The 22,269-nt window shown below is 69.9% G+C and carries 21 protein-coding genes and 1 tRNA gene; 13 read left to right on the top strand and 9 right to left on the bottom strand.

Annotation, left to right across the window (positions count from 1 at the left end):
• Window positions 1-15 precede the first annotated feature (15 nt).
• The 5 genes from FDA94_RS10825 to FDA94_RS10805 all read right to left on the bottom strand — a co-directional run bounded on the left by FDA94_RS10825 (window position 16) and on the right by FDA94_RS10805 (window position 3,355).
• Complete coding sequence (locus FDA94_RS10825; RefSeq protein ID WP_137246929.1) at window positions 16-393, bottom strand: Fur family transcriptional regulator; 378 nt, start codon at window positions 391-393, stop codon at window positions 16-18.
• Window positions 390-1,220: a metal ABC transporter permease gene (locus FDA94_RS10820; RefSeq protein WP_137246928.1), complete on the bottom strand. Its 831-nt coding sequence runs from the start codon at window positions 1,218-1,220 to the stop codon at window positions 390-392. Before FDA94_RS10820 ends, FDA94_RS10825 begins: the two co-directional genes overlap by 4 nt.
• Complete coding sequence (locus FDA94_RS10815; RefSeq protein ID WP_137246927.1) at window positions 1,217-1,999, bottom strand: metal ABC transporter ATP-binding protein; 783 nt, start codon at window positions 1,997-1,999, stop codon at window positions 1,217-1,219. Before FDA94_RS10815 ends, FDA94_RS10820 begins: the two co-directional genes overlap by 4 nt.
• A gap of 14 nt (window positions 2,000-2,013) precedes the next feature.
• Complete coding sequence (locus tag FDA94_RS10810; RefSeq protein ID WP_246059736.1) at window positions 2,014-2,910, bottom strand: metal ABC transporter substrate-binding protein; 897 nt, start codon at window positions 2,908-2,910, stop codon at window positions 2,014-2,016.
• Window positions 2,911-2,971: 61 nt separating this feature from the next.
• Window positions 2,972-3,355: a DUF6703 family protein gene (locus FDA94_RS10805; RefSeq protein WP_137246925.1), complete on the bottom strand. Its 384-nt coding sequence runs from the start codon at window positions 3,353-3,355 to the stop codon at window positions 2,972-2,974.
• A gap of 53 nt (window positions 3,356-3,408) precedes the next feature.
• Here FDA94_RS10805 and FDA94_RS10800 point away from each other — a divergent pair, with 53 nt between their 5' ends.
• Together FDA94_RS10800 and FDA94_RS10795 are read left to right on the top strand one after the other, a co-directional pair.
• Window positions 3,409-3,690, top strand: a complete 282-nt coding sequence (locus FDA94_RS10800; protein WP_030450688.1) for an antibiotic biosynthesis monooxygenase family protein — start codon at window positions 3,409-3,411, stop codon at window positions 3,688-3,690.
• Between the two features lie 65 nt (window positions 3,691-3,755).
• A complete protein-coding gene (locus FDA94_RS10795) occupies window positions 3,756-5,138 on the top strand; it encodes a glycine--tRNA ligase (RefSeq protein WP_137246924.1) in 1,383 nt (460 codons plus the stop codon).
• Between the two features lie 6 nt (window positions 5,139-5,144).
• Here FDA94_RS10795 and FDA94_RS10790 read toward each other — a convergent pair whose 3' ends face one another.
• Window positions 5,145-6,569: an alpha/beta hydrolase gene (locus FDA94_RS10790; protein WP_137246923.1), complete on the bottom strand. Its 1,425-nt coding sequence runs from the start codon at window positions 6,567-6,569 to the stop codon at window positions 5,145-5,147.
• 300 nt (window positions 6,570-6,869) lie between these two features.
• Here FDA94_RS10790 and ppdK point away from each other — a divergent pair, with 300 nt between their 5' ends.
• The 7 genes from ppdK to FDA94_RS10755 all read left to right on the top strand — a co-directional run bounded on the left by ppdK (window position 6,870) and on the right by FDA94_RS10755 (window position 16,614).
• Window positions 6,870-9,467: a pyruvate, phosphate dikinase gene (ppdK, locus tag FDA94_RS10785; protein WP_137246922.1), complete on the top strand. Its 2,598-nt coding sequence runs from the start codon at window positions 6,870-6,872 to the stop codon at window positions 9,465-9,467.
• A gap of 105 nt (window positions 9,468-9,572) precedes the next feature.
• Entirely contained in the window at window positions 9,573-10,805 is a 1,233-nt protein-coding gene (locus FDA94_RS10780) for a deoxyguanosinetriphosphate triphosphohydrolase (protein WP_137246921.1), read from the top strand.
• A gap of 10 nt (window positions 10,806-10,815) precedes the next feature.
• Window positions 10,816-12,009, top strand: coding sequence for an NAD(P)/FAD-dependent oxidoreductase (locus FDA94_RS10775; RefSeq protein ID WP_137246920.1), 1,194 nt, complete (start codon window positions 10,816-10,818; stop codon window positions 12,007-12,009).
• A 67-nt stretch (window positions 12,010-12,076) separates the two neighbouring features.
• Window positions 12,077-12,943: a M23 family metallopeptidase gene (locus FDA94_RS10770; protein ID WP_137247053.1), complete on the top strand. Its 867-nt coding sequence runs from the start codon at window positions 12,077-12,079 to the stop codon at window positions 12,941-12,943.
• A gap of 9 nt (window positions 12,944-12,952) precedes the next feature.
• Complete coding sequence (gene dnaG / locus FDA94_RS10765; RefSeq protein ID WP_137246919.1) at window positions 12,953-14,791, top strand: DNA primase; 1,839 nt, start codon at window positions 12,953-12,955, stop codon at window positions 14,789-14,791.
• A gap of 178 nt (window positions 14,792-14,969) precedes the next feature.
• Complete coding sequence (gene rpoD / locus FDA94_RS10760; RefSeq protein WP_231515294.1) at window positions 14,970-16,076, top strand: RNA polymerase sigma factor RpoD; 1,107 nt, start codon at window positions 14,970-14,972, stop codon at window positions 16,074-16,076.
• Window positions 16,077-16,143: 67 nt separating this feature from the next.
• Entirely contained in the window at window positions 16,144-16,614 is a 471-nt protein-coding gene (locus FDA94_RS10755) for a hypothetical protein (RefSeq protein ID WP_137246918.1), read from the top strand.
• A 51-nt stretch (window positions 16,615-16,665) separates the two neighbouring features.
• Here the strand turns inward: FDA94_RS10755 and FDA94_RS10750 are convergent, their stop codons facing one another.
• Window positions 16,666-16,947, bottom strand: a complete 282-nt coding sequence (locus FDA94_RS10750) for a hypothetical protein (RefSeq protein ID WP_061294580.1) — start codon at window positions 16,945-16,947, stop codon at window positions 16,666-16,668.
• Window positions 16,948-17,115: 168 nt separating this feature from the next.
• Between FDA94_RS10750 and FDA94_RS10745 the strand changes: the two genes are divergently transcribed.
• The 4 genes from FDA94_RS10745 (at window position 17,116) to FDA94_RS10730 (ending at window position 20,276) form a co-directional block, all read left to right on the top strand.
• A tRNA-Asn gene (locus tag FDA94_RS10745) sits at window positions 17,116-17,188 on the top strand.
• Window positions 17,189-17,462: 274 nt separating this feature from the next.
• Complete coding sequence (locus tag FDA94_RS10740) at window positions 17,463-18,575, top strand: nitric oxide synthase oxygenase (RefSeq protein WP_137246917.1); 1,113 nt, start codon at window positions 17,463-17,465, stop codon at window positions 18,573-18,575.
• A 13-nt stretch (window positions 18,576-18,588) separates the two neighbouring features.
• Window positions 18,589-19,368: an enoyl-CoA hydratase-related protein gene (locus FDA94_RS10735; protein WP_137246916.1), complete on the top strand. Its 780-nt coding sequence runs from the start codon at window positions 18,589-18,591 to the stop codon at window positions 19,366-19,368.
• Window positions 19,369-19,391: 23 nt separating this feature from the next.
• Complete coding sequence (locus tag FDA94_RS10730) at window positions 19,392-20,276, top strand: alpha/beta fold hydrolase (protein WP_137246915.1); 885 nt, start codon at window positions 19,392-19,394, stop codon at window positions 20,274-20,276.
• Here the strand turns inward: FDA94_RS10730 and FDA94_RS10725 are convergent.
• Both FDA94_RS10725 and FDA94_RS10720 read right to left on the bottom strand, forming a co-directional pair.
• Window positions 20,263-21,012 carry an aminoglycoside 3'-phosphotransferase gene (locus FDA94_RS10725; RefSeq protein ID WP_137246914.1) on the bottom strand — a complete coding sequence of 250 codons (750 nt, stop codon included), beginning with the start codon at window positions 21,010-21,012 and terminating at the stop codon, window positions 20,263-20,265. The genes FDA94_RS10730 and FDA94_RS10725 overlap by 14 nt on opposite strands.
• A gap of 25 nt (window positions 21,013-21,037) precedes the next feature.
• Window positions 21,038-22,228: an epoxide hydrolase family protein gene (locus FDA94_RS10720; RefSeq protein WP_137246913.1), complete on the bottom strand. Its 1,191-nt coding sequence runs from the start codon at window positions 22,226-22,228 to the stop codon at window positions 21,038-21,040.
• Window positions 22,229-22,269 lie beyond the last annotated feature (41 nt).

Raw genomic sequence — 22,269 nt, 5'->3', positions numbered from 1 at the left:
GCGTGTCCAGGAACTCTAACCCTTCGCGCACGCCCCGCAGGTGCCGAACACCTCGACGGTGTGGGTGATGGCGGTGAAGCCGTGCTCGGCGCCGACCCGGTCGGCCCACACCTCGACGTCGGGGCCGTCGACCTCGACCGTCAGGCCGCAGGTGCGGCAGACCAGGTGATGGTGGTGGGCGGAGGTGGCGCAGGCGCGGTAGACGGCCTCGCCGTCGTCGGTGCGGAGCACGTCGACCCGGCCGTCGTCGTTGAGGGCCTGGAGGGCGCGGTAGATGGTGGTGAGCCCGATCTTCGAGCCGTCGGCGCGCATCTCGGTGAAGATGTCCTGCGCGCTGCGGAACGCGGCGCTCTGCCGAAGGATCTCGTGCACCGCGTCGCGGCTTCTGCTCATGCTGTCGACTCCCCTGTACGGCTCCGCCTCACGAATCTACCGATCCCGAGCGCGACCGCGAACCCGGCGAGGGCGAGCAGCACGATCGTCGCCCCCGAAGGGACGTCGAGGTAGAACGACGACGTCAGACCGCCCACGGTGGCGAGCACACCGAAGACCATCGACAGCGCCATGGTGGTCCGGAAGCTCCGGGTGAGCTGCTGTGAGGTGGCCACCGGCACAACCATAAGCGCGCTGACGAGCAGGAGGCCGACGGCCCGCATGGCGACGACCACCGTCACCGACGCGATCACGGCGATGAGCAGGCCGAGGAACCTCACCGGCAGGCCGCTGGCCCTGGCCACCTCCTCGTCCTGGCAGAGCACGAAGAGCTCGCGGCCGAAGACCGCCAGCAACGCCAGAACGGTCACCGCGAGGCCCGCGATGACCCACAGGTCGGTCGAGTCGACGCTGGTGATCGCGCCGAACAGGTAGGAGTTCAGGGACGCGGTGCTCTCGCCGGGCGTCAGGTAGATGATCATCACGCCGCCGGCCAGGCCGCCGTAGAACAGCAGGGCCAGCGCGACGTCGCCGCTGGTCTTGCCGCGGGCCCGGACCATCTCGATCGCCACCGCGCCCAGCGCGGCCACCACGACGGCGGTCGCGACCGGGGCGGTGCCGGTGAGGAAGCCGAGCGCCACCCCCGTCAGCGCCACGTGGCCGATGCCGTCGCCGAGCAGGGCCAGCCGCCGCTGCACGATGAACGTGCCGACGGCGGGCGCGGTGAGGCCGACCATGACGGCGGCCACCAGGGCGTACCGCATGAAGTCGAGGTCGAGGATGGTCATGCCTTCTCCTGCGCCAGCACCCAGCTCGGGAGGCTGCTCTCGGCGGGCTCGGGCTCGTGGGGGTGGACGTGGTCGTGACCCGGGAGCGCGTGGGCGCCGACGGCCGTCGGCGGGGCGCCGTCGTGGACCTTGCAGCCCTGGTTGAGCACCACAGCCCTGCTGACCAGCGGTTCGAGCGGGCCCAGCTCGTGGGCCACCAGGACCACCGTCTTGCCGCGTCCGACCAGGTCGGACAGGGTCTGGGCGAGCATCTGCTGGCTGCCCGCGTCGACGCCGGCCGTCGGTTCGTCGAGGACGAACGCGTCGGGCTCGCCGGCCAGCGCCCGGGCGATCAGCACCCGCTGCTGCTGGCCGCCCGACAGCGACGACACGGGGTCGCCCGCGCGGTCAGAGAGGCCGACCTCGTTCAGGGCCGCCGCGACCGCCTGGCGGTCGGCCGAGCTGGTGAAGCGGCCGCGCCGCTGGCGGGCGATGCGTCCCGAGGCGACCACCTCGCGGACCGTCGCCGGCACCCCGCCGCCGACCGACAGCCGCTGGGGCACGTAGCCGATCCGCCACCACTCCCGGAAGCGGGCGGGCGGGCGGCCGTAGAGGAGCGTGGTGCCGCCGGAGAGCGGCTGGACCCCGAGCAGGGCGCGGACCAGCGTCGACTTACCGGAGCCGTTGGCGCCGAGCACGGCCACGACCTCGCCGTCGTCGACGGTCAGGTCGACGCCGCGCAGGATCTTCCTGCCGTCGATCGTCACCTGACCGGCGGTCATGTCGAAAGCCGTGCTCATGGGTCGCCTTCCGGTCACTGGCAGCCGAGTGCGGTGCGGAGCTCGGTGAGGTTGGCGGTCATGCCGGAGATGTAGTCACCGCCCTGGGGAGGGCTCTCCAGCGGATTGAGAACCGCCGTCTTGGCCCCGACCTCGCTCGCGAGGACCTCGGCGACCTTCGGGCTGACGAGCTCCTCGGTGAAAATGGTAGTCACCTTCTTCTCCTTCGCGATCCGGGCAGCCTCGGCCAAACGGGCAGGAGACGGCTCAGCGTCGGGGTCGATGCCGCCGATGCCGACCTGTTCGAGCTTGTAGCGGTTCGCCAGGTATCCGAACGCGGTGTGGGCGGTGACGATCGTCCGGTTCGCGCAGCGCATCAGGCCGGTGGCCATCTTGAAGTCGAGGTCGCCCAGTTCGGCGGCGGTCTTCTTGGCCCGTTCCTTGTACGCCGCCTCATGCGCCGGATCGATCTCGGCGAGCCGTCCTCCCAGCGCGGTCGCGAGGGTGGCCATCCGCGAGGGGTCGAGCCAGATGTGCGGGTCGTAGAAGAGCTCCTCGTGGCCGTGCTCCTCCTCCTCGGCGTGCTCGTCGTGGGGCGCGTCGATCTTCGGGACCGCGCTCGCCGCGTCGAACCCGCGGTCGGCCGCGTGCTGGGCCACCGCCTCGTCGACGGCGGGCTGCACGCCCTTGACGTACACGACCAGAGAGGCTTTGCCCACTCCGGCCACCTGCTGCGGGGTGAGTTCGAGGTCGTGGGGTTCGACCCCGGGCTTGGTCAGGCCCTCGACGGTCACGTCGGGGCCGCCGACCTTCTCGACCAGCCACTGAAGAGGGAAGAACGCCGCGTCCACCACCGGTTTGCCCGATTCGGCCGCCGTGGTGCCTCCACAGGCGGCGGTAAGGACAAGGGCGGATCCGGCGATGAAACGCACAACATTTCCGGGCATCACCCAACAGAGTGTGCCAGGAAATGAAAATGATTGTCAAAACGGTTCAGAGGCCACCGAAGCGGGTCACCGCCACTGCCAGCAGGAACGCGAGGAGCGCCAGCCGCAGCACCCGCGCGCCGACGCGCAGCGAGGGCCACGACAGGTAGGCGAGCCAGCCCGTGAAGGCGATCACCGGCAGCATGCACAGCCCGCCGCGCCAGTCGGGGAGGGCGAACCCGCCGATGAAGAAGGCCACCAGCACGACCGGCAGCAGCCACTTCGGCATCTGGTAGAGGTAGACGAGCAGCGGCGCGCTGCGGGTCTCGACGGTCTTGCGCAGCCCGGTCGCGCCGGGCGTGAAGAACTGCTCGCCGGGAGGCAGCGGCCGAGGGGCCTTCTTGGCCTTCTGGGGCTGGGCGAGAGGATGGCGGGGTCGACGGTTGGCCACCCGTCGAGGTTACTCGCAGGTGGAAGACCCCCCGCTGATGGCATGCTGGGCTCATGCTGGCCGTGATCCGCTATTCGGTGCCCGAAGCCAGGGCCGAGGAGTTCGAACTGCACGCCCGCGAGGTGATCGACCTCTTCTCGGCGCAGAGCGGCTTCCTGCGCGGCCAGGTCGGCCGCTCGGTCGACGAGCCCAACCTGTGGGCGCTGGTCAGCGAGTGGGAGGGCGCCGGGTTCTACCGCCGCGCCCTGTCGGCGGCCCGCATGACGATGTATCCGCTGATGACCTTGATGATCAACGAGCCCGGGGCGTTCGAGCAGGTCTACCCCAAGGGCTGAGGCCACTAAGCTTGCGCCATTCCCGTTTTCCCATCGCCGACACCCAGCCGGATGGAGCACTACTCATGGCACGTCGCGCCGACGTCATGGACACCATCGTCAGTCTCGCCAAACGCCGCGGGCTCGTCTACCCGTCGAGCGAGATCTACGGCGGTCTGCGGGCGTCCTGGGACTACGGACCGCTGGGTGTCGAGCTCAAGAACAACGTCAAGCGCGAGTGGTGGAAGGCCATGGTGCAGGGCCGCGACGACGTCGTCGGCCTCGACTCGTGCGTCATCCTGGCCCGCGAGGTGTGGCAGGCCAGCGGTCACGTCGAGACCTTCACCGACCCGCTGACCGAGTGCCAGGCCTGCCACAAGCGCTACCGCGCCGACCACCTCGAAGAGGCCTACGCGGAGAAGCACGGCAACCCGCCCACGAGCCTGGCCGACATCACCTGCCCCAACTGCGGCAACAAGGGCGCCTTCACCCAGCCCAAGCAGTTCAGCGGCCTGCTGAAGACCTACCTCGGCCCGGTCGAAGACGAGTCGGGCCTGGCCTACCTGCGTCCCGAGACCGCGCAGGGCATCTTCATCAACTACCTGAACGTGCAGCAGTCGGCCCGCAAGAAGATCCCGTTCGGCATCGGTCAGCAGGGCAAGTCGTTCCGCAACGAGATCACCCCGGGCAACTTCATCTTCCGCACCCGCGAGTTCGAGCAGATGGAGATGGAGTTCTTCGTCAAGCCCGGCACCGACGAGGAGTGGCACCAGTACTGGATCGACGAGCGCCTGCGGTGGTACGTCGACCTCGGCATCTCCAAGGACAACCTGCGGCTCTACGAGCACCCCAAGGAGAAGCTGTCCCACTACTCGAAGCGGACCGTCGACATCGAATACCGCTTCAACTTCACCGGCGCCGAGTGGGGCGAGCTCGAGGGCATCGCCAACCGCACCGACTTCGACCTGACGAGCCACGGCAAGGCCTCCGGCACCGACCTGTCGTTCTTCGAGCAGGACAGCGGGGAGCGCTACATCCCCTACGTCATCGAGCCGGCGGCCGGTGTCGACCGCGCCACGCTGACGTTCCTGCTCGACGCCTACACGGTCGACCAGGCCCCCAACGCCAAGGGCGTGATGGAGGAGCGCACGGTCATGCGCCTCGACCACCGGCTCGCGCCGGTCAAGATCGCGGTGCTCCCGCTGTCGCGCAACGCCGACCTCACCCCCAAGGCCAAAGACCTGGCCGCCCAGCTGCGCCGCCGCTGGAACGTCGACTTCGACGACGCCGCCGCGATCGGCCGCCGCTACCGCCGTCAGGACGAGATCGGCACCCCGTTCTGCGTCACCGTCGACTTCGACACCCTCGACGACCAGGCGGTGACCATCCGCGAGCGCGACACGATGGCGCAGCAGCGCATCGCGCTCGACCAGGTCGAGTCCTACCTGCGTCAGCACCTCAACGACTAGAGACGGCTAGGCCGCCGGACAGACGGTGCCCTTCGCGGGCACCGTCCCGTTGAGCAGATAGGCGTCCACGATCCCGGTCACGCAGAGCGTCTGGCCGTAGGCCCCGTGGCCCTCGCCCTCGAACGTGAGCAGCACCGCGTTGCCGAGTTCCGAGGTGAGCTTCGGGGCCCACACGTAGGGCGTGGCCGGGTCGTTGATCGCCCCGACGACCAGCACCGGATACTGGGTGCCCCGCGAGCTGACCCGCTTGTTGCTGTCCTCGCCCGGCGTCGGCCACACGCTGCAGATGCCGGCGCTGGCGGCGTCCGGGCCGAAGATCGGCGAGACCTTCGACAGGTCCTTGGCCAGCGCCTCCGCCTGCGCGAAGGTCGGCCGTTCGGTGGTGTCGGCGCAGAGCACCGCGTTCAGCGACGACAGCAGGGTGTTGTAGGTGCCGTCGGGCTGGCGGCCGGCGTACTGGTCGGCCAGGGCCTGCACGCCGGTGCCGTCGCCCTTGATCGCGGCGGTCAGCGCCTCGGTCAGCAGGGGCCAGCTCAGCTTGCTGTAGAGCGCCTCGCCGATGGCCGCCCTGACGGTGTCGTCGGTCACCTTCCGGCCGTTCACCACCAGCGGCGTCGTGTCGAGCCGGTCGAGCAGGCCCACCACCTCGGCGTTCCCGCCGAACGGGCATCCCTGCGGCTGCTTCTTGCAGTCGGCCAGATAGTTCTCGTACGCCTTCTGGAAGCCCAGCACCTGCGTCCGCGACTGGTCGAGCAGGCCGACCGTCGGGTCGAGGGCCGCGTCGAGCACCATCCGGCCCGTCTTCTGCGGATAGAGCGTGGCGTAGGTGGCGCCCAGGTGGGTGCCGTAGGAGAAGCCCAGGTAGTTGAGCTTCGGGTCGCCGAGGGCCTGCCGGAGGGCCTCCATGTCCTTGGCGGCGTTCACGGTGCCGACGTAGGGCAGGATGCGCCCGGCGTTCTTCTGGCAGCCCTGCACGAACTCCACCGACAGGTCGCGCTCGGTGGCCTCGTCGAGCGACGGCTCGGCCTCCAGGAACTCCTCGAACTCCTTGGGCGGCAGGCACTGGATGCCGCTGCTGCGGTCGACCCCGCGCGGGTCGAAGCTGACCAGGTCGTAGCTCCGGTTCAGGGACCCGAACGCGGTGCCCGAGGCGAGCAGGGTGGTCACCCCTGAACCGCCGGGGCCGCCGAAGTTGAACACCAGCGACCCGATCCTCGGCCCGGTCGCCTTGCTGCGGACCACGGCCAGGTCGAGGGTGCCCTTACCCGGGTCGGCGTAGTCGAGGGGCACCGTCAGCGTCGCGCACTGGAAGGGCGCCAGTGGCGCCTCGGCGCACGCCGCCCACTTCAGGCCGGCCGGCTCGACCGGCCCGCCTCCGCCGACCCCGGTCATCGCCACCAGGGCGATCCCGACCAACTTCGCTCGGCTCATTCGTCACCCTCCGGAATGGGATCTTGTCGGAGGGTGTTTCCACGATAACAGGGCATTGGTCTCTACCAATTGCCGGGGGTCGGAACAATGCGCGCAGACGAATTGGTTCAGACCAATCATGGTCTTGTGAAAAAACGGCCGTTCTTTACGTTCGGGGGAATTGGATTAGACCGGTTCTACCCTCCCTACCTGCGGGAACACTTATGTGTGACAGCCGTGAGGTTTCATGCTCTGCTTAATCGGTAGAGTCCCGCTCGCGGGGTGGTTCCGCGATTAATTGGGCCCCTGGAGGAGACTGCCGTGCCGAAGCTCGTCTATGACTTCACCGAAGGAAACAAAGACCTGAAGGACCTCCTCGGGGGCAAGGGCGCCAATCTCGCGGAAATGACCAACCTCGGGCTGCCGGTCCCGCCCGGCTTCACGATCACCTCGGAGGCGTGCCGGGCGTACATGGACGACGGTTCGGTCCCCGCCGAGGAGATCGGCACCCACCTCGAGAAGCTCGAGGCGGCGATGGGCAAGAAGCTCGGCGACCCCGACGACCCGCTGCTCGTGTCGGTCCGCTCCGGCGCCAAGTTCTCGATGCCCGGCATGATGGAGACCGTCCTCAACATCGGCCTGAACGACCGTTCGGTGCAGGGTCTGGTACGCCAGGCCGGCGACGAACGCTTCGCCTGGGACTCCTACCGGCGGCTGATCCAGATGTTCGGCAAGACGGTCATGGACATCGACGGCGACCTCTTCGAGCAGGCCATCGACGAGCTCAAGGACGGCCGCACCGACCTCGACCTGACCGCCGCCGACTTCCGGTCGCTCGTCGGCACCTACAAGGAGATCGTGCGCCGGGAGAAGGGCCGCGACTTCCCCGAAGACCCCAAGGAGCAGATGGAGCTGGCCATCAAGGCCGTCTTCGACTCCTGGAACGCCCCCCGCGCGATCCTCTACCGCCGCCAGGAGCGCATCCCGTCCGACCTCGGCACGGCCGTCAACGTGGTCGCGATGGTCTTCGGCAACCTCGGCATGGACTCGGGCACCGGCGTCGCCTTCACCCGCGACCCCGCCACCGGCCACCAGGGCGTCTACGGCGACTACCTGCAGAACGCCCAGGGCGAGGACGTCGTGGCGGGCATCCGCAACACCGTCCCGCTGCAGGACCTCCAGGAGATCGACCCGCACTCCTACGCCGAGCTCATGGAGATCATGGCCAAGCTCGAAGGCCACTACCGCGACCTGTGCGACATCGAGTTCACCATCGAGCGCGGCAAGCTCTGGATGCTGCAGACCCGGGTGGGCAAGCGCACCGCCGGGGCCGCCTTCTGCATCGCCACCCAGCTCGTCGAGGAGGGCCTCATCGACCTCGACGAGGCGGTGCGGCGCGTCACCGGCGACCAGCTGGCCCAGCTGATGTTCCCGCGCTTCGCCGACGACCACGGCAACACGGTGCTGACCCGGGGCATGAACGCCTCCCCGGGCGCGGCCGTCGGCAGGGCGGTGTTCTCCTCGGCCCGCGCGGCCGAGCTGGCCGCCCAGGGGCAGGACGTCATCCTGGTGCGCCGCGAGACCACCCCCGACGACCTCGCGGGCATGATCGCCGCCCGCGGCGTGCTGACCTCGCGCGGCGGCAAGACCTCCCACGCGGCCGTGGTGGCCCGCGGCATGGGCAAGACGTGCGTCTGCGGCGCCGAGGAGATCGAGGTCGACGCGAAGGCCGGCCGCTTCACCGTCGGCGACGTGGTGGTCGAGGAGGGCGACGTCATCTCGATCGACGGCGGCACCGGCTGCGTCTACCTCGGCGAGGTGCCCGTGGTGGCCTCGCCGGTCGTGGAGTACTTCGAGGGGAACCCGTCCGGCGACGAGCTGGTGAGGGCCGTCGACACGATCATGAGGCACGCCGACGGGCGCCGCCGCCTGGACGTCCGCGCCAACGCCGACACCCCCGACGACGCCGCGCGGGCCCGCCGGTTCGGCGCCAGCGGCATCGGCCTGTGCCGCACCGAGCACATGTTCCTCGGCGACCGCCGGGTGCTGATCGAGGACCTGATCCTGGCCGAGACCGCCGAGGAGCGGCAGGCCGCCCTCGACGCGCTGGAGCCCCTCCAGAAGGCCGACTTCGCCGGGCTGTTCGCGGCCATGAACGGCCTGCCGGTGACGATCAGGCTGATCGACCCGCCGCTGCACGAGTTCCTGCCCGACATCATCGACCTGTCGGTCAAGGTCGCCACCGGCAAGGGCACCAAGAAGGACCGCCGCCTGCTGGAGGCCGTGCAGCGCCTGCACGAGCAGAACCCGATGCTCGGCCTGCGCGGGGTGCGCCTCGGGCTCGTCGTGCCCGGCCTGTTCGCGATGCAGGTGCGGGCCATCGCCGAAGCAGCCAAGGCCGCCGAGGGGGCCAGACCCGAGATCATGATTCCGCTCGTGGGGGCCGTACAGGAACTGGAGAGCGTGCGGGAGGAGGCCCGGCAGATCCTCGCCGAGGTCGGGGTGGAGGCCCTCATCGGCACCATGATCGAGGTGCCGCGCGCGGCCCTGACCGCCGGGCAGATCGCCGAGGCGGCCGAGTTCTTCTCCTTCGGCACCAACGACCTGACCCAGATGACGTGGGGCTTCTCCCGCGACGACGTCGAGTCGGCGTTCTTCGGCACCTACCTCGACAAGGGCATCTTCGGGGTCTCGCCGTTCGAGTCGCTCGACCGCGACGGCGTCGGCCGCCTCATGAAGGTCGCCGTGGTGGAGGGCCGCAAGGCCCGGCCCGGCCTCAAGCTGGGCATCTGCGGCGAACACGGCGGCGACCCCGCCTCGGTCCGGTTCTGCCACGAGATCGGCCTCGACTACGTCTCGTGCTCACCGTTCCGGGTCCCGGTGGCCCGCCTGGAGGCGGGCAGGGCCGCGCTTCTGTAACATGCCCCGGCGACTCAGGCAATCAGATGTTTCCAGCGCGTTTGTCGTGAAGGTCGATATTTGCGGGTACCTTCTAGCTCCCTCGCCGCGACGAAAGGGGGAGCCGTGAGGCCATATGACCAGCACGACGAGGCACGCTGGGTTCCCGAGCCGCCGGGGAATCCGGAACGCAGCCCGTTCGAACGCGACCGCGCCCGGGTGCTCCACAGCGACGCCCTGCGCAGGCTGGCCAGCAAAACCCAGGTGGTGGCGCCGGTCGACCAGATGATGCACAGTCCGCGCACCCGCCTGACCCATTCCCTGGAGTGCGCCCAGATCGGCCGCGAGATGGGCAAGGCCCTGAACCGCGACCCCGACCTGGTGGAGACCGCCTGCCTCGCCCACGACCTGGGCCACCCGCCGTTCGGCCACAACGGCGAGTTCGCGCTGAACCAGATCGCCGAACGCGCGGGCGGCTTCGAGGGCAACGCCCAGAGCCTCCGGCTGCTGTCGCGGCTGGAGGCCAAGGTCATCACCGAGGACGGCGTCAACGCCGGCCTCAACCTGACCAGGGCCACCCTCGACGCCGCGATCAAATACCCGTGGGACCGCTCGTGCGGGGAGAAGTTCTGCGTCTACCCCGACGACATGGAGGTCTTCGACTGGGTCCGCCAGGGCGCCCCGCCCGGCTCGGTGAGCTTCGAGGCCCAGATCATGGACTGGGCCGACGACGTCGCCTACTCCGTCCACGACCTCGAAGACGCGCTGCACAGCGGCTACGTCACTCCCGGCATGCTCCGTGACCCGGCCGAGCGCCTGGAGGTCTGCAAGCTCACCCAGGAGTGGTACCTGCCCGACGCCGACCTTAACGAGCTCGAGGAGACCTTCACCCGTCTGATCGGCGAGCCCCTGTGGCCCGGCCGCTTCGACGGCGGTTTCCCCGACCTGGCCGCGCTGAAGCAGCTCACCAGCACGCTCATCGGCCGCTTCTGCCGCCGCGCCCAGGACGCCACCCGGGAGGCCTACGTCCTCGATGAGGCCGGCCGCCACGACGCAGACCTGATCGTCCCGCACGTCACCCGCCTGGAGTGCGCCCTGCTCAAGGGGGTGACCGTCCGGTTCGTGATCGGGGAGGCCGACAACCAGACGGTCCGGGCCCGGCAGCGCGAACTCCTGGCCGAGCTGACCTCGCTCACCATGCTGGGCGCCCCGCACACGCTCCAGCCCGCCCTGCGCCCGGCCTTCGAGAACGCCAGGGACGACGCCGGACGGCTGCGGGCGGTGATCGACCAGATCGCGTCGCTGACCGACGCGTCCGCGACTGCGATGCACCGGATGCTGTCCGCCCGGAGCGCGTAAAGGAGCACGCATGTTCGTCATCATCGGAGCCGGCCTGGCCGGAGCCAAAGCCGCCGCCGCCCTCCGCGAGGAGGGCTACCGGGGCGGCGTCACGCTCATCGGCGCCGAGCACGAACGCCCCTACGAGCGCCCGCCGCTGTCGAAGGGCTACCTCCAGGGCTCCTCGGAACTCGAGAAGGTGTACGTCCACCCCGAGGGCTGGTACCGCGACAACGACGTCGACCTGCGCCTCGGCACGGCGGCCACCGCGATCGACCGGCCCTCGCGCGAGGTGGTCCTGGGGACCGGCGAGCGGGTGGCGTACGAGAAGCTCCTGATCGCGACCGGCGCCACCCCGCGCCCGCTGCCCTTCGAGGGCGCCGACCTCGACGGCGTCCACTACCTGCGCACCGTCGCCGACAGCCAGGCGCTCAAGGCCGCCTTCGCCCACGGCGGCAATGTCGTGGTGATCGGCGGCGGCTGGATCGGCCTGGAGACCGCCGCCGCGGCCCGCAAGGCCGGCTGCGACGTGACCGTCGTCGAGCCCGAGCCGACGCCTCTCCACCGGACGCTGGGCGCCGAGATGGGCGAGGTCTTCGCGGGCGTCCACCGCCGCAACGGCGTCGACCTGCGCCTCGGCGCCAAGGTCGCCCGGCTGGCCGGCGACGGGCACGTGCGGGAGGTGGTCCTGGAGAGCGGCGAGGCCATCGCCGCCGACGAGGTGATCGGCGGCATCGGCGCCGCCCCCAACGTCGAACTGGCCCGCGACGCCGGCCTGGAGATCGGCTCGGGCATCCTCGTGGACGCCGCCCTGCGGTCGAGCGACCCCGACATCCACGCCGCCGGCGACGTCGCCGAGGCCTTCAACCCCCTGCTGAACCGCCGGATCAGGGTCGAGCACTGGGCCAACGCCCTCAACCAGGGCCCGGTGGCCGCAAAGGCGATGCTCGGCCAGGACGTCGTCTACGACCGCGTCCCCTACTTCTACACCGACCAGTTCGAGATCGGCATGGAGTTCTCCGGCGACATCGCCGGCGCCGACGACCTGGTCATCCGCGGCTCCGACCTGGAGTTCATCGCCTTCTGGCTCCGCGAGGGCAGGGTCATCGCGGGCATGAACGTCAACGTGTGGGACGTGGTCGGCGACATCCAGAAACTGATCAGAAACGGTGAGACCGTCGACCCGAAGAGACTGGCCGACCCTGAGACCCCACTGGCAGGATGACCTCACCTTCGGTCCAAACCGGCCGTTGGGTCATGTCACGTCAGATAACGTCACCAGGGTGGAGATCATGCGACCGGGGACCTCGACCCTCCTCGTGCTGGCCTTTCTGACCGCCGCCTGCAGCGGTCCGGCGGGTGTCGCGGGCGTCAGCACCCACCCACCCGCCGCGCCCATGGCCGGCACGCCGCTCGACGACGCGGGTTCGACCCCCGAGCCCGCGTTCATCTCGGCGGCCGTGCCGCCCACCGGCGACGAGCCGGTGCTGCTGCCGCCGCCGAAGCTGTCGAAGTTCGAGTACACCTTCCCCGTCAAGGGGTGCAAGGTCTCCTACGCGCGCAAGCTCCTCGTGCTGCCCAAGACGACCATCTGGGCCGACAAGGGGTGCGCGTTCGTGGCACCCGTCTCCGGCACGGTCCGTGAGGTGAACGTGCAGAACCGGTGGGTGCCCTCCACCGACCGGGGCGGCGACCGCGAGGGGCGCTACGTCACGCTGCTCGGCGACGACGGCGTGCTCTACCTGGGCGGGCACCTCGACACCGTGGCCGAGGGGATCGCCCCGGGCACGAAGGTGAAGGCGGGGCAGACGCTCGGCACGGTCGGGAACACCGGCAACGCCCGCGACACCGCCAGCAACCTCTACTTCGCGATGACCTGGAAGACCGACGCCAACGAGTGGTGGATCAGGCGCGGCATGGTCGAGCCGTGGGACTACCTCGACGCCTGGCGCAACGGCAACCGCACCTACTCTCCGGCGCAGGAGATGAAGGCGGTCCGGAAAAAGACCGGGCCGCTCCCGGCGTGCTCGGTCGCCTGCTCGGCCAAGCCCGAGGTGAAGGGCGTCGAGCGGCCGCAGCGGCCGCAGCCGACCCGCAAGCCCGTGCAGCCCGTCGAGGTGGGGCCGCTGGGCGTCGAGGTGCCCGGCGTGGGTGACTAGACTCACGGCGTGGCAGGCCGGATCAGCGATGACGACATCGCCCTCGTCAGGGAGCGTTCCCCGATCGCCGACGTGATCGGCGAATACGTCCAGCTCCGCAACGCCGGGGGCGGCAACCTCAAGGGCCTGTGCCCGTTCCACGACGAGAAGTCGCCCTCGTTCAACGTGACCCCCGCGCGGGGGATGTACTACTGCTTCGGCTGCTCCGAGGGCGGCGACGTCATCTCCTTCCTCCAGAAGATCGACGCGCTGACCTTCGCCGAGTCGGTCGAGCGGCTGGCGGGGCGGGCGGGCATCCAGCTCCGCTACGAGCAGGGCGGCTACGTGCCCGGCCGGCAGCAGGGGGAGCGCTCGCGGCTGATCGAGGCCCACCGGGCCGCCGCCGAGTTCTACGTCTCCAACCTGACCACGCCTGAGGCCGCGGTCGCCCGGCGGTTCCTGTCGGAGCGCGGGTTCGAGCGGGCCGACGCCGACCACTTCGGGGTGGGTTACGCCCCCAACGAGTGGGAGGCGCTGTCGCGCCACCTGATGGGGCGGGGTTTCACCGTCCAGGAGCTGATCAAGGGCGGGCTGGCGCGGGAGGGCCGCCGAGGGCCGATCGACCGGTTCCGGGGGCGGCTGATCTGGCCGATCCGCGACATCACCGGCGACGTCATCGGGTTCGGCGCCCGCAAGCTCATCGAGGCCGACGACGGCCCCAAATACCTGAACACCCCCGAGAGCCCGATCTACCACAAGAGCTCCGTCCTCTACGGCATCGACCTGGCCAAACGCGAGATCTCCAAGCGGTCCCAGGCGGTCGTGGTCGAGGGCTACACCGACGTGATGGCCCTCCACCTGGCCGGGGTGCCGACCGCCGTGGCCACCTGCGGCACCGCCTTCGGCGAAGACCACATCAAGGTGCTGCGCCGCATCCTGTTCGACCAGGGCCAGGGCGAGGTCATCTTCACCTTCGACGGCGACTCGGCCGGGCAGAAGGCCGCCCTGCGAGCCTTCCAGGACGAGCAGAAGTTCGTCACCCAGACCTTCGTGGCCGTGCAGCCCGACGGGCTCGACCCCTGTGACCTGCGGGTCCAGAAGGGCGACGCGGCCGTCCGCGACCTGGTGGCCAGCCGCGAGCCGCTGTTCGCCTTCGCCATCCGCAGCATGATCGGCCGCTACGACACGAGCACCAACGAGGGCCGCCTGTCGGCGCTCGACGCCGCCGCCCCCGTGGTCGCCTCGATCAAAGACAAGGCCCTGCGCCACATGTACGCCGTCGACCTCGACCGCTGGCTCGGCTTCATGAACGAGCGCCTGGTCGTCGAACGGGTCACCGAGATCGCCGCCCGGCCGGCCGAGACGCGCAGCGAGCCGGGGAAGAAGAAGCAGGCCCCGCTCGATCCGCTCGCCCGGCTGGAGCTGGAGGCGCTGAAGCTGGCCGTCCAGCGCCCGGCCCTGCTCGGCCCGGAGTTCGACGCCCTGGGCCCCGGCGCCTTCGGCGTCGCCGACCACGCGGCCCTGTTCCAGCTGATCGCCTCCTGTGGCGGCACGGCCGCCGGGGGCCCGGGCGGGCGCGAGTGGGTCGAGATCCTCCTCGCGGCCGTCTCCGACGATCTCAGGCAGCTCCTCACCCGTCTCGCGGTCGACCCGGTGAAGGTCGAGACGAGCAGCGAGGAGCGCTACGGCACGGCGGTTCTGGCCAAGCTGCAAGAGGTCACGGTGGGTCGTCAGCTCGACGCGCTGAAGGCGCGGATGCAGCGGCTCAACCCGATCGACGAACAGGGCGACTACAACCGGATGTTCGCCGAACTGGTGGCGCTCGAACAGCAGCGACGCGTGTTGAGAGAACGCGCCGCCGGGGCGTGAATATCAATTCCTTTCCGCCCCTCACAGAGGCGAAACACGGGTTTGATATCGATTCGGTAATGACGCGGATCTAACCTTCGGTGACAAAAATAGGCCTGCCGTTTTGTTGTGGTTATACCGCAGACTGTGTTCCGTGGGTGCATCGGTGCTGCCAAGCGGGCCGCCATCGGTAGACCAGGTGGCCGAGCTCGTCGTGAAGGGAAGGGAGCGCGGGAGCGTCACGGTTGACGACGTGGCCGCCGCGCTCGACCGATCCGGGCTTGAGGCCGACGCGCTGGAGCGCGTCGTGCGCATGCTCGCCGAGAACGGAGTGGAGGTCCTCGAGCCGCAAGGCGACGAAGAGACGTCCAAGCCAGACGAGGAAGACGTCGGTAAGAGGGCGCCGACCAGCGACCTGGTAAGGATCTACCTGCGGGAGATCGGCCGGGTTCCGCTGCTCACCGCCGAGGAGGAGGTGGAACTCGCCAAGGCCATCGAGGCCGGCCTCTTCGCGGAGGACAAGCTCTGTGAGAGCCCCGCGATCCGGGTGGCCCGGCCCGAGTTCGAAGATCTGGTGTGGGAGGGCGTACGCGCCAAGCAGCGCCTCATCGAGGCGAACCTGCGGCTCGTCGTCTCCATCGCGAAAAGATATGTGGGCCGGGGAATGTTATTCCTCGATCTCATTCAAGAGGGCAATCTCGGATTGATTCGCGCGGTCGAGAAATTCGACTACACCAAGGGCTACAAGTTCTCCACTTATGCCACGTGGTGGATTCGGCAGGCGATCACGAGGGCCATCGCCGACCAGGCGCGGACGATTCGAATTCCGGTCCACATGGTCGAGACGATCAACAAACTGGTGCGCGTGCAGCGTCAGTTGCACCAGGACCTCGGCCGTGAACCCGCGCCCGAGGAGATCGCCGCCGAGATGGACCTGCCGATCGACCGGGTCATCGAGATCCAGCGGATCGCCCAGGAGCCCGTCTCCCTGCAGTCGCCGATCGGCGAGGAAGACTCCGACCTCGGCGACTTCATCGAGGACGCCGACGCCGTGGTGCCGATCGAGGCCGCCGCGTTCATCATGCTGCAAGACCAGCTCGACGACATCCTGGCCACGTTGTCCGAGCGGGAACAGCGCATCATCCAGCTGAGGTTCGGCCTGGCCGACGGGCATCCGCGCACGCTGGAGGAGGTCGGGCGGGAGTTCGGGGTGACCCGGGAGCGCATCCGCCAGATCGAGTCCAAGACGCTCGCCAAGCTGCGTCATCCGACGCGCGCCCAGATGCTCCGCGACTACCTCGACTGACCGTCATCGGATCACGGCCCGTGCCCCCCAACCGGGGCACGGGCCGTCCGCTTGTACATTCCCTGATATGGCTCTGTTCGGGAATCGCTTGCCCGCCGACATCCGCACCCGTCTGTCGGGGGAGCGGGTGCTGAGTTTCGCCCCCGCGCCGTCCGGCGGCTATGCCGTCGCGACCTTCGTGGCGCTGCACCTTCCCGGCGGGGAACGGGTGCCCTGGCACACCGTCGACAAGGCGTCCTGGGACGAAACCGGGATGAACATTACGACAGTGACGGGCGGCGTTTATCGGGTGGATATCGAGGAGCCCGGCTTCTTGCCGGAAACCATCCGGGAAAGGGTGCAGAACTCCATCGTCGCCAACCGCTATGTGAAACTCACCGCGGAGGCGGGCGTCCGCTTCATCGCCCGGCGGATCGCCGGAACCGACACCATCGAATGGGAACTGGCGTTCGACGACGGCCTCGACGGCAGTGATCCCGGCGTGCTGGCCGCCGCCGAACAGGCTCTGGAGCAGGTCCGCAGAAGCCTCGGCGTCTGAACGTCACGAAGGGCCGCCCCTCTGCAGGGGCGGGCCTTCGCCGTCTCGTCGTCAGGTGATCCGGTTGACCTCTGGATCTGGCCAGCCTGTCGGGCCGGCTGTGGTCTCCCCGTCCCAGGGGTCAGGCTTACGCAGGAACGGGACCCTGTCCTTGGCCGCCACGGTCATCTTCGACACACGGGCGCCCACCAGACCGGCCGCCTCCTGGACGGCGGGGCTGTCGGACACCCTCTTCGTGGCTCGCACGATCTGCTCGTAGCGCTCACGCCCGGCGCGGGTGCCCAGGACGTATCCAAGACCCAGCCCGGCGGCGAACATCACCTTGTACCGCATCTTCCACCTCCGCGCTTCGCTACTCCCGCCCCTACCCAATGGGTGTGCATCTATCCAAACCGGGCTCCGCCAAAGGGCACGCCAATGGATGTGACAGACCACCCCCTGAGTGCGCTAATCTAGTTCCGCGCCGCAAGGAAAGCCGCAAGGCAGCGGAGCACAGCACGATCCCGTGTAGCTCAATCGGCAGAGCAGCCGGCTGTTAACCGGCAGGTTATAGGTTCGAGTCCTATCGCGGGAGCTGCCAGAAGCCCCGGTCTGAGAGATCAGACCGGGGCTTCTTCGTGTGTGCGTACACTTCCGGTTTTCTGACGCTCCGTGGCCGGTGATGCACAGATATAGATGACAAATCCGGTGCAAGCGCAGAAAATGTGATCCGCGCTGTGCATGTGCCTGACAGCAGGCGTGGTCGCCGCGGACCAAACTACGCACCGGCGGTGGGGAGAGGGCCACCGCACGAGGGTCGTCGTCGCCGCCCGGAACGGCCACCGGCGATCCGCGAGGGGAAAGTCGCGATGCGGACGTGGTGGAAGAGAACCGACGAGGTAAGAAGCGGCGAGGAGGTCGACTGGCGGGAGGCGGAGGAATTCGTCCGGCTGCACCATGCCGAGGTGCCCTCGGCCGGGCCCGTCGAGGGGCGGCTGTGGGAGATCGCGGCCGAGATCGAGCAGACCGGCAGCTACACCCACACGCTCGACGAACTGACGTTCGGCGCGCGCGTGGCCTGGCGCAACAGCGGCCGGTGCATCGGCCGGCTCTACTGGCAGTCGCTGCGCGTCCGCGACCGGCGTGAGGTCGACACGGCCGACGCGATCGCCGAGGAGTGCGTCGCCCATCTGCGTGAGGCGACCAACGGCGGCCGCATCCGGCCGACGATCACCGTGTTCGCCCCCGACCGCCCCGGGCGGCGTGCCGCCCGGATCCGCAACGACCAGCTCGTCCGGTACGCCGGCTACGAGCGCGACGGCGAGGTCGTCGGCGACCCGTCGCACCTGGCGCTGACGCGGGAGGCCCGGGCGCTCGGCTGGGAAGGCCGCGGCGGCCGGTTCGACGTGCTGCCGCTGCTGATCGAGGTGAAAGACCGCGTGGAGATGCGCGAGCTGCCGCCCGACGCGATCCTGGAGGTGCCGATCACCCACCCCCACTACCCGTGGTTCGCGGAGCTGGGGCTGCGCTGGCACGCCGTCCCGGCGATCTCCGGCATGTGCCTGGAGATCGGCGGCGTCTGCTATCCGGCGGCGCCGTTCAACGGGTGGTACATGGGAACCGAGATCGGCGCCCGCAACCTCGCCGACGCCGGCCGCTACGACCAGCTCCCGGTGATCGCCCGGCGGCTCGGCATGGACACCTCCAGCGACCGCACTCTCTGGCGCGACCACACGCTCGTCGAGCTCAACGTGGCCGTGCTGCACTCCTTCGCCGAGGCCGGGGTGACCATGACCGACCACCACACCGAGGCGAGGCGGTTCATGACCCACCTGGAGAAGGAGGAGCGTTCGGGCCGGGTCTGCCCGGCCGACTGGTCGTGGATCGTCCCGCCGCTGTCGGGGGCGCTGACGCCGGTGTTCCACCGCTACTACGACGACGTGGCGCTGCGGCCGTCCTTCACCCACCACAGGGGGCTGTAGTAGAACAATATTCGTGAGTGATCTGGTGCTGAGCGAGCTCGCCGAGGGCGTCCTGACGCTGACCTTCAACCGCCCCGAGCGGCTCAACGCGTGGACCGACGAGCTCGGGAGGCGCTATTTCGACCTGCTCACCGAGGCCGAGGCCAACCCGGCGGTGCGGGTGATCGTGGTGACCGGGGCCGGGAGGGGCTTCTGCGCCGGGGCCGACTTCCAGACGCTCACGGCCCTTCAGGAGGGCACGTTCGAACGTGCCGTCGACCCCCGGCCGCACACCCTGCCCACGACGATCCGGAAGCCGATCATCGCGGCCGTGAACGGCGCCTGCGCCGGGCTGGGCATGGTGCACGCCCTCGTCTGCGATCTCGTGTTCACGGCCGCCGAGGCGAAGTGGACGACCGCCTTCTCCCGGCGGGGCCTCGTCGCCGAATACGGCCTCGCGTGGGTGCTGCCCAAGCTTGTCGGCCAGGCCCGCGCCCTCGACCTGCTGCTGTCCGGCCGCACCTTCACGGGGGAGGAGGCGGCCGGCATGGGGCTGGCTTTGCGCGCCGTGCCCGCCGAGGCGCTGCTCGACGAGGTCGGCGCCTACGCCCGGGAGCTGGCCGTCATGAGCTCGCCCACCTCGATGGCGGTGATCAAGCGGCAGGTCTGGGGCGACTGGGACCTGGACCTGGACGCCTCCCGGACCAAGGCCGAGAGGCTGATGGCCGAGTCGTTCGGCCGGGCCGACTTCGCCGAGGGCGTGGCCTGCTTCCTGGAGAAACGCCCGCCGGAGTTCCCGCCCTTCACTGGGTAGGGCCTGTGGCGAGGTGATGCGAAATGGCGTTCCCGATCGTCACACGGACCCTGCACCGTCACATCGACATCGACGGCCTCCGGGTCTTCTACCGCGAATCCGTACCCGAGACCGACCAGGCGCCCGTGCTGCTCCTGCTGCACGGCTTCCCGTCGGCCTCGCACCAGTACCGGCGGCTCATTGACGCCCTCGGCGCCCACTACCGGCTGATCGCGCCCGACCTGCCGGGCTTCGGCCACAGCGACGTCCCGGGCAGCCCGCTGACCTTCGACCGGCTGGGCGAGGTCATGGCGGGCTTCGTCGAGCGGCTCCGCCTCGATCACTTCGTCCTGTACGTCTTCGACTACGGCGCCCCGGTCGGCTTCCGCCTGGCCCTGCGTTACCCTGAACGGATCGCCGGCCTGGTGATCCAGAACGGCAACGCCTACGAGGAGGGCCTCGGCGAGACCATGCGCGGCCTGGTCGCCCTGCGGCCCAGCCACGAGGGCGAGCAGGCGGCCCGGGAGATGCTGACCCTCCCGGTCACCCGCAAGCAGTACGAGTCGGGCACGGGCGACGTCCAGCTGGTGTCGCCGGACAGCTGGGTGCTCGACCAGTACTTCCTCGACCGGCCCGAACGGGCCCGGCCGCAGCTCGACCTGCTGCTGAACTACCACGCCAACCTCGGCCACTATCCGGAATGGCAGGAGTGGCTCCGGACCCGCCGCCCGCCGACGCTGATCACCTGGGGGGCCAACGACATGTTCTTCCCCGAGCCGGGCGCGCACGCCTACCTGCGCGACGTCCCGGACGCGGAACTGCACGTCTACCCGACGGGCCACTTCGCCCTGGAGGAGTACCTGCCGGAGATCGCCCCGCTGATCGCCGCCTTCCTCGACCGGACGTGGAAGACCGTCAGCCCCAGGTGAGCGGATCGAGGTGCAGGTAGAACCGGAGCCTGCCGGGATCGGGATCGAGGCCGAACAGGCCCTCCCGCGGCAGACCGGGCCGGATCTCGTCGGCGGTGGCGAACAGCAGCACGAGATCGGCGTGGGGATCGGCCCGGCCCAGCCTGCCCACGTCGACGAAGCCCGCGACCGTCAGCGACTCGGGGTCGAGGATGACGTTGGGCAGGGTCAGGTCGCCGTGGCAGACGACCCCGTCGCGGGCCTCCTGCTCCCGGCGCAGGTCCAGTTCCGGTCTCAGACGGGCCAGGAGCTCGGGTGGCGGGGTGCCGACCTGCTCCTCGGGCAGGAAGTCGGGGTTGACCGCGCCGCGCGCGACGACGTCTTCGGCCCGCGCGAGCATCCAGTCGAGGTCGCGGGAGAAGGGGCAGCCGGGGAGGCCGTGGAGGCGGCGTACCGCCTCGGCGATGGGCTGCCAGGCCCTCTCCAGCTCGCCGGGGGACACCTGATGGGCGGGGACGCCGTCGACGGCCGAGGTCACCAGGCAGGCCCGGTCTCCGGCGGTCCGCCAGTCGAGCACGCGCTGGCCCGGCACGTCGTGCCCGGCCAGCCACGCGAGGCGGTCGCGCTCGGCCGTCAGCTCGGCTGCGGGCCCGCACTTGGCGTAGCGGGCGCCGTCGGCCGAGCGGAACACGCGGGCGCCCGATTCGCCGTGGCCGACGGGCGTCCAGTCGTCGTGGCCGAGCAGGTCACGGAACATCAGGACATGATGCCGCCTCCGCGTTTCACCGCGCGACGCGGAAGAACGCGCGCAGGTCGCCGACCAGCAGGTCGGGCGTCTCCATCGCCGGGAAGTGGCCGCCCCGGTCGAACTCCGACCAGTGGCCCACGGCGCCGACCGGGTCGGCGAGGGCCCGGATCGTCGTGTCCGCCGCGAACACCGCGACCCCCTGCGGCGGGGCCGGCGCGGACGGCCAGCCGCCCTGGTCGCCGGACGGCGCGGCGGCGGCCATCTCGCGGTAGGCCCGCATGCCCTCGTAGAGGATGCCGGCCGACGACGCGCCGGAGCCGGTGAACCAGTAGAGGCTCACGTTGGTGAGCAGCCGGTCGCGGTCGACGGCGTCCTCGGGCAGGTCGGCGGCGGGGTCGGTCCACTCGCGGAACTTCTCCGCGATCCACGCGAGCTGGCCGACCGGTGAGTCGTTCAGCGCGTAGGCCAGGGTCTGCGGGCGGGTCGACTGCAGGTGCAGGTAGCCGAGGCCGTCGTCGCGGGCGGCGTTGAAGCGCTCGGCGCGGGCCCGGTCGGCGTCGGGCAGACCGTCGAGCTCGACGGCCGGGCCGAGCGGGTAGGGCGACGGGCCGTTGACGTGGGTGGCGAGCACGCGGCCCGGGGCGGCCATGGGCAGCAGGGCGGTCACCCCGCCCCCGATGTCGCCGCCCTGCGCGGCGAACCGCTCGTAGCCGAGGCGGCGCATCAGCTCGCCGAACGCGGCGGCCACCCGGAACAGGTTGCCCCAGCCCGGTTCCCGCACCGGGTTGGAGAACCCGAAGCCGGGCAGCGACGGGATCACGACGTGGAAGGCGTCGGCCGGGTCGCCGCCGTGCGCGCGGGGGTCGGTCAGCGGTCCGATCACGTCGAGGAAGTCGACGAACGAGCCCGGCCAGCCGTGGGAGAGGATCAGCGGCAGCGCGCCGGGTTCGGGTGAGCGGACGTGCAGGAAGTGGATGTCCTGGCCGTCGATCGTGGTCACGAACTGCGGGTGCTCGTTGAGCGCCTTCTCCTGCGCCCGCCAGTCGAAGCCGTCGGCCCAGTAGGCCGCCAGTTCCTTCAGGTAGTCGACGGGGACGCCGCGCTCCCAGCCGGTTCCGCCGGTCTGCCGGGGCCAGCGGGCGCGGGTGAGGCGGTCGCGCAGGTCGTCCAGTTCGGGCTGGGGGATGTCGACGCGGAACGGGCGGATCTCGGTGTTGTCGTCCATACCGGAGAACCTATGAGGGATACAGGAAGGTTCCGTTCCTG

The sequence above is a fragment of the Herbidospora galbida genome (assembly GCF_005233835.1).
Lineage (GTDB): Bacteria > Actinomycetota > Actinomycetes > Streptosporangiales > Streptosporangiaceae > Herbidospora > Herbidospora galbida.
This window is presented reverse-complemented; position numbering and strand designations above follow the sequence as displayed.

Coding starts and splice junctions, on each gene's coding strand:
- FDA94_RS10740 (WP_137246917.1), top strand. CDS start 17,463: ATGCGGACGTGGTGGAAGAGAACCGACGAGGTAAGAAGCGGCGAGGAG.
- FDA94_RS10825 (WP_137246929.1), bottom strand. CDS start 393: ATGAGCAGAAGCCGCGACGCGGTGCACGAGATCCTTCGGCAGAGCGCC.
- FDA94_RS10725 (WP_137246914.1), bottom strand. CDS start 21,012: ATGTTCCGTGACCTGCTCGGCCACGACGACTGGACGCCCGTCGGCCAC.
- FDA94_RS10775 (WP_137246920.1), top strand. CDS start 10,816: ATGTTCGTCATCATCGGAGCCGGCCTGGCCGGAGCCAAAGCCGCCGCC.
- FDA94_RS10795 (WP_137246924.1), top strand. CDS start 3,756: ATGGCACGTCGCGCCGACGTCATGGACACCATCGTCAGTCTCGCCAAA.
- FDA94_RS10720 (WP_137246913.1), bottom strand. CDS start 22,228: ATGGACGACAACACCGAGATCCGCCCGTTCCGCGTCGACATCCCCCAG.
- FDA94_RS10755 (WP_137246918.1), top strand. CDS start 16,144: ATGGCTCTGTTCGGGAATCGCTTGCCCGCCGACATCCGCACCCGTCTG.
- FDA94_RS10820 (WP_137246928.1), bottom strand. CDS start 1,220: ATGACCATCCTCGACCTCGACTTCATGCGGTACGCCCTGGTGGCCGCC.
- FDA94_RS10770 (WP_137247053.1), top strand. CDS start 12,077: ATGCGACCGGGGACCTCGACCCTCCTCGTGCTGGCCTTTCTGACCGCC.
- FDA94_RS10815 (WP_137246927.1), bottom strand. CDS start 1,999: ATGAGCACGGCTTTCGACATGACCGCCGGTCAGGTGACGATCGACGGC.
- FDA94_RS10750 (WP_061294580.1), bottom strand. CDS start 16,947: ATGCGGTACAAGGTGATGTTCGCCGCCGGGCTGGGTCTTGGATACGTC.
- FDA94_RS10790 (WP_137246923.1), bottom strand. CDS start 6,569: ATGAGCCGAGCGAAGTTGGTCGGGATCGCCCTGGTGGCGATGACCGGG.
- FDA94_RS10800 (WP_030450688.1), top strand. CDS start 3,409: ATGCTGGCCGTGATCCGCTATTCGGTGCCCGAAGCCAGGGCCGAGGAG.
- FDA94_RS10730 (WP_137246915.1), top strand. CDS start 19,392: ATGGCGTTCCCGATCGTCACACGGACCCTGCACCGTCACATCGACATC.